Source organism: Myxococcota bacterium, assembly GCA_035498015.1.
GTDB lineage: Bacteria > Myxococcota_A > UBA9160 > SZUA-336 > SZUA-336 > VGRW01.
Window position 1 is genome coordinate 1 of record DATKAO010000225.1, and the last position, 5,968, is coordinate 5,968.

Genomic DNA, 5,968 nt, shown 5'->3' on the forward strand with positions numbered 1-5,968 from the left:
CTTCTCGCCGCCCGACAAAAGGTTCACGTTCTGCAGCTTCTTGCCCGGCGGCTGGGCGTGGATCTCGATGCCCGCCTCGAGCACGTCTTCGTCTTCGGTGAGTGACAGGTGCGCGCGCCCGCCCTCGAACATCTTCGGGAACACGGTCTGGAACACCTTGTCGACCGCGTCGAAGGTCTCGCGGAAGCGCTCGCGGCTGGTGCGGTTGATGCGGGCGATCGCGCCGCGCAGCCGCTCGATCGACAGCTCGAGGTCCGACTTCTGCTCGCTGAGATAGCGGCAGCGCTCGGAGACTTCCTCGTACTCCTCGATCGCCCCCAGGTGCACCTCGCCCAGTGACCGCAGCGCCTGGCGCACGCGCTCGAGCTCGGCCGCGCGCTCCTCGGGCGTGCCCGGCAGCTCGGCCGCGGGGCTGAAGGTTCCGAGCTCGACCTCGTAGCGCTCGCGGATGCCGGCCACGAGCTGCTCGAGCTTCATGCGCGCGTCGTGCACCGACAGCTCGTGCGCGGCGAGCCGCTCGCGCAGCGCCTCGCGCTCGCGCGTGGCGGCGCGCACCTCGACCTCGAGTGACTCGAGCTCGCTGGCGCTGGCGTCGTAGGCGTCGCGCAGGCCGGCCTGGTGCCGGCGCTGCTCTTCCTCGAGGCGGATCTGGGCGTCGAGCTCGACCTGGGCCTGCTCCGCGGAGCGCGCGAGCTCGGCGGCGCGCTCGCGCGCGCCCCTCACCTCTTCGCGCCGGCGCTCGATGCGCTCGCGGCCCTCGCCCACGGCGGTCTGCAGCCGGTCGCGGGCCTGGGTCTCCTGGTCGCGGCGCGCGCCCAGCTCGGCCAGCTCGATGCGCGCCTGCACCACGCGCTGCTCCACCCGTTCCAGCTCGCGCGCCAGGTTCTGCAGCTGGAGCTGCAGCTCGCCGCGGCCGGCCTCGGCGCGGTTGTGCTCGCGCGCCAGCTCGTCGCGGCGCTCGAGCGCGCGCACGCGCTCCTCGGCCAGGCTCTCGAGTGACTCGGTGAGCCCGCGCTTGTCGATCTTCGACAGCTCGAGCGAGTCGTGCGCCGCCTTGCCGCGCTCGCGCATGCGCTCGAGGTCCTTCTCGACGTTGACCACCGCGATGTCGGCGGTGTGGCGGCGGCTGCGCGTATTCTCGATCTCGCGCGCCAGTGACTCGATGCGTGCCGTGGTGGCGGTGAGCTCGGCCGCGAGCGATGCCACGCGCGGCTCGAGCTCGGCCGTGGCGGCCGACAGGCGCCGGATCTCGGCCCCGCGGGTCAGCGCGCCGGGCGCGCCCGAGCCGCCGCTGAGCGCGCCGCTGCGGTCGAGCACCTCGCCCGAGCGAGTCACGAACGTGGCGGGCGGGTGGTCGACGCCGAAGCGCGAGATCGCGTCGGCCAGGTCGTCGACCAGATACACGTCGCGCAAGAGCCGGTGCAGCACCGGGGCGCTGCGCGCGTCGGCGCTCACGAAGTCGGCGAGCGGGCGGCCCAAGGGCACGAAGCCCGTGTTCGCGCTCTCGCGGCCGGCGTCGAGCGCCAGCACCGTGGCGCGGCCCAGACGACCGCTGCGCACCTGGCGCAGGAGGTCGAGCGCGGTGGCGCCATCGTCGACGAGCAGTCCCTCGAGCCGCTGCGCCAGCACGGCCTCGACCGCGGTCTCGTAGCCGTCGGCGCTGCGCAGCGCCTCGGACAGCCAGCCGCGCACGCGCGCGCGCTCGCTGGCGGGCAGGCGTTCCAGGAGCTCGGCCGCGCGCCGCGACTCGCTCTGCTCGATCTCGCGCAGCGACTCGAGCTGCGCGTGGGCGAGCTGGAGTCTCTCGCGCTCGGCGGACAGCTCGCGCGACAGGCTGCGCTCGTGCTCGCGCGTCTTCTCCGCCAGGCGCAGTGACTCGGCGAGCTGCCGGCCGTGGTCGTCGCGCTCGGCCAGCCCCAGCCGCAGCCGGCCCTCGAGGCCCGCCTCGTCGCGCAGGATCTCCTCGACCTGCTGGGCGCCGTGCTCGATCGCGTCTTCGCTGTCGCGCAGCCGCAGCTCGAGCTCGGCGCGCCGCTCTTCGAGCTTGTCCGCGAGCGCCCCGACCGAGGCCTCGTCGGCCGAGAGCTCGACCAGGCGCGCGTGCAGCGCCTCGCGCCGGCCCTGCGCGGCCGCGAGTCTCTCGGCGTGGTCGTGCAGCTCGGTGTCGCGCCGGGCGAGCTCGAGCTCGTCGGCACGCACGCGCTCCTCCAGCTCGGCCAGGCGGGCCAGCGCGTCGCGCAGCGCCCCGCCGTCGGCCGCGAGCCGTGACTCGAGCTCGTGCAGCTCCTGCTCGCGCTCGTCCGCCAGCGACACGAGCCCCGCCCGCTCGCGCTTCTCGTAGCCGATGCGGCTCTCGAGCGACTGGATCTGGCTGCGCAGCGCGTACAGCGCCTCGCTCGCGCGCGACAGCTCGCGCTCGCGGTCGAGGTGCGCGCGGCGCGCGGTCTCGAGCTCGGCGTCGGCGCGGGCCGCGCGCGCGTCGAGGCCCACGCCCTCGGCGCGGAGCGCTTCGAGCTGGCGCTCCGCCTCGCGCAGCCGGCCCGAGTCACTGGCGTAGCTCTCGTGCGCGACCACCAGCTCCAGGTCGCGCAGCTCGGCGCGCAGCTTCTTGTAGCGGTTGGCCTTGGCGGCCTGGCGGTCGAGCGAGCCGATCTGGCGCCGCAGCTCGACCAGGATGTCGTTCACGCGCAACAGGTTCTGCTCGGTCGCGCGCAGCTTGGACTCGGTCTCCTTGCGGCGCTGGCGGTACTTCCCGATGCCCGCGGCCTGCTCGAAGATGATCCGCCGCTCGTCGGGCTTCGACGACACGAGCTCGGCGATGTGGCCCTGCTCGACGATCGTGTAGCCGCGCGTGCCCACGCCCGTGTCGAGGAAGAAGTCGAGCACGTCGCGCAGCCGCACCGGCGTCTTGTTGATCAGATACTCGCTCTCGCCGTCGCGGTAGAGCCGGCGCGAGATCTGGATCTCGGAGAAGCCGCCGTAGGGCGGCGCGGCCAGCCCGTCGGAGTTGTCGAGCGTGAGAGTCACTTCGGCCATGCCGACGGCGGGCTTCTTCTCGGTGCCCGCGAAGATCACGTCGTCCATGCCGCGGCCGCGCAGGTGGCGCGGGTTCTGCTCGCCCATGACCCAGCGCAGCGCGTCGATCACGTTCGACTTGCCGCAGCCGTTCGGGCCGACGATCGCAGAGATGCCCCGGTCGAACGCGAACACGGTCTTGTCCGCGAAAGACTTGAAGCCTACGAGCTCTAGTGATCGGATCCGCAACCGAGCCCCGCCATGACTACCGCGCGGCCACATCCTCACGACCGGGGGGAGGAGCGGAGAAACAGGACCGGCGCTGGCTTCGGAGGAGGAATGGAGGAATGAGTTGCGGCGAGGTTACCCAGGGGCTTCGGTGGTGTAAAGGAGACGCCTCACACCCGCGAACAGCATGCCCACGGCCATGGCGCCGACGAAGCGGTAGATCGGCAACTCCCCGCGCAAGAGGTCCGCGAGCGCAGGCCCGGGGCAGAGACCGACCAGCCCCCAGCCGACGCCGAACAGCACCGACCCGCCGAGCAGCTCCCGGTCGAAGTCCTGCCGCGTCGGCAGCGCGAAGTGCTCCGCGAAGAGCGGCCGGGCGCGGCGCCGGGTGACCGCGAACGCCGCGGCGTTCACGGCGAGCGCGCCGCCCATCACGAGCCCGAGGCTCGGGTCCCAGCTGCCGGCGAAGTCCAGGAATCCGAGGACTTTGGCCGGATTCGTCATGCCGGAGATGAACAGCCCCGCGCCGAAGAGCAGGCCCGAGAGGAACGCCGCGAGCACCGGCATCAGCGCGTCCCCACCACGTGACGCATCACGAACACGGTGAGCGCGCCCGCGGCCATGAAGGTGAGCGTGGCGGCCAGCGAGCGCTTCGATCCGCGCGCCAGCCCGCACACCCCGTGGCCGCTCGTGCAGCCACTGCCCAGTGACGTGCCGTAGCCCACGAGCATTCCGCCGGCGACCAGGAGCTCGGTGCTGTGCGTGATCTCGAAGCCGTGTAGCGGCCCGGTGAGCGCGCCGACGAAGCTCGCCCCGAGCGGCAGGCCCGCGAGGAACGCGAGCCGCCACGCGAAGTCACCGCGCCGCGGCACAAGCGCGCGGCCGAGGATGCCACTCACTCCTGCCACGCGGCCATCCAGCAGCAGGAGCAGCGCCGCCGCCAGCCCGATCAGCGCGCCGCCGGCGAGACTCGACCCAGGTGTGAAGCTCGACGCGATCATGTGCCGCGAAGAGTGCAGGCCGGGTGCCGGGAGGGGAAGCGCGCCGGGAGGCCTTTCCCGGGGCGCGCTGCCCCAGGCGAGGCGATCGGCCGCTTCGAGTCTTTTAACATCAACAGTGGTGTTGAATTTCGAGACGGCCCGCCGTATAAGAGGAGCCATGGCCGAGACCAGCCAGGCCCCGCCCCGCCGCCGGCGCAGCGACTTCGATCGCAACCGGCAGCGGCTGCTCGACGCCGGCCGCCGCATGGTCGCCGAGCGCGGGCCCGAGTCACTCACCGTGTCCGAGGTCGCGCACCGCGCGGGCCTGAACCGCACCACGGCCTACCAGCACTTCCGCACGCGCGACGAGCTGGCGAGCGCCGTGCTCGAGGCCATGGGCGAGGAGCTGCAGGCCCGGCTGGAGCAGCCCCACCCCGCGCTCGAGCTGCTCGAAGGCATGATGCAGGCGTTCGCGGAGCAGCCCGAGATCGCGCGGCTCGCGCTGCACCTGACGCTCGCGGGCGAGCCCCTGCCGCGCCGGGCCTGGGAGCGGGCCGTGACGCACGTGGCGCGCTCGGTGCGCGGTCCGCACGCCCACGGCGGCGTCGATCCGGAGATGCTCGCGCACGTGATCGTGGGCGCGTGTCTCGTCTGGACGCTGCGCGCGCATGCCGAGCACGACGCCGGCGAGATCCCCGCCGTCACGGCCCGCTTCACGCGCGAGCTGAAGCGGCTGCTCGTCTACGGCCTGTTCCGGCCCGAGCACGTGCCCGAGCTCGTCGACTCATTGCGCCCGCAGCGCGCGCGAAAGAAGGAGCACGCATGACCGGCCCCGCCTTCGACCCCACGCACCCCGACGTCAAGCGCGACCCGTACCCGTTCTACGCCGAGCTGCGCCGCGCCGCGCCCGTGCATTTCATCGAGAAGACTGGCTTCTACGCCGTCGCGCGCCAGCGCGAGGTGCGCGAGGTGCTGCGCGACCCGGTCACGTTCTCGTCGCGCGCCATGCGCTACACGCGCTCGAACGGCCGGGCCTCGGCGGCCTCGATGATGCTCGCCTCGCAGAACGTCCCGCCCGAGCGCGTCGCGCAGCTCATCGCCTCGCTCCCGTTCCCGCCGCAGGATCTCGTGGGCGCGAAGTCGGTGGTGTTCACCGACCCGCCCGACCACGACGCGCTGCGCGCGATCGTGAACCGCGGCTTCACGCCGCGGCGCATCGCCGAGCTCGAGCCGCGCGTGCGCGAGATCGCGCGCGCGTGCCTCGCCGACGTGCGCGGCAAGGGCGAGATGGACCTGGTCACCGACCTCGCGATCCCCGTGCCGGTCACGGTGATCTCGGAGCTGCTCGGCGTCGACCCCGAACGCCGCGACGACTTCAAGCGCTGGTCCGATGCGATCGTGGCCTCGTCGGGCGACGGCGACCCGTCCCGCTCCCGCACGCCGCCCGCGATCGCCTTCATCGAGCTCTTCCAGTATCTCGCGCAAGTCATCGAAGAGCGGCGCCGTTCGCCGCGCGAGGACCTGATCAGCACGCTCGTGCGCGCCGAGGAGGGCGAGACGCTCTCCGCCCCCGAGGTCGCCATCTTCACGCTGCTCCTGCTCGTGGCCGGGAACGAGACCACGACCAACCTGCTCGGCAACACCGTGCTCGCGCTCACCCGGAACCCGGCCGAGCTCGCGCGCGTGCAGCGCGAGCCCGACCTCGTGCCCACGCTCGTGGAGGAGGGCCTGCGCTACGACTCACC

The 5,968-nt window shown here is 72.9% G+C and carries 5 protein-coding genes; 2 read left to right on the plus strand and 3 right to left on the minus strand.

What is annotated here, in order from left to right; translation table 11 throughout:
* The 3 genes from smc to VMR86_19800 form a co-directional block, all read right to left on the minus strand.
* A partial coding sequence (gene smc, locus VMR86_19790) for a chromosome segregation protein SMC (protein HTO09304.1) occupies positions 1–3,297 on the minus strand: 3,297 nt, incomplete at its 3' end.
* Positions 3,298–3,378: 81 nt separating this feature from the next.
* A complete protein-coding gene (locus VMR86_19795) occupies positions 3,379–3,810 on the minus strand; it encodes a DUF6691 family protein (GenBank protein HTO09305.1) in 432 nt (143 codons plus the stop codon).
* The gene (locus VMR86_19800) at positions 3,810–4,244 is read right to left on the minus strand and encodes a YeeE/YedE family protein (GenBank protein HTO09306.1); all 435 of its coding nucleotides are present in this window, start codon (positions 4,242–4,244) and stop codon (positions 3,810–3,812) included. Before VMR86_19800 ends, VMR86_19795 begins: the two co-directional genes overlap by 1 nt.
* A 157-nt stretch (positions 4,245–4,401) precedes the next feature.
* Between VMR86_19800 and VMR86_19805 the strand changes: the two genes are divergently transcribed.
* Together VMR86_19805 and VMR86_19810 are read left to right on the plus strand one after the other, a co-directional pair.
* Positions 4,402–5,049, plus strand: coding sequence for a helix-turn-helix domain-containing protein (locus tag VMR86_19805; protein ID HTO09307.1), 648 nt, complete (start codon positions 4,402–4,404; stop codon positions 5,047–5,049).
* The coding region (locus VMR86_19810; GenBank protein ID HTO09308.1) for a cytochrome P450 at positions 5,046–5,968 on the plus strand (923 nt) is incomplete at its 3' end. The genes VMR86_19805 and VMR86_19810, both read left to right, overlap by 4 nt.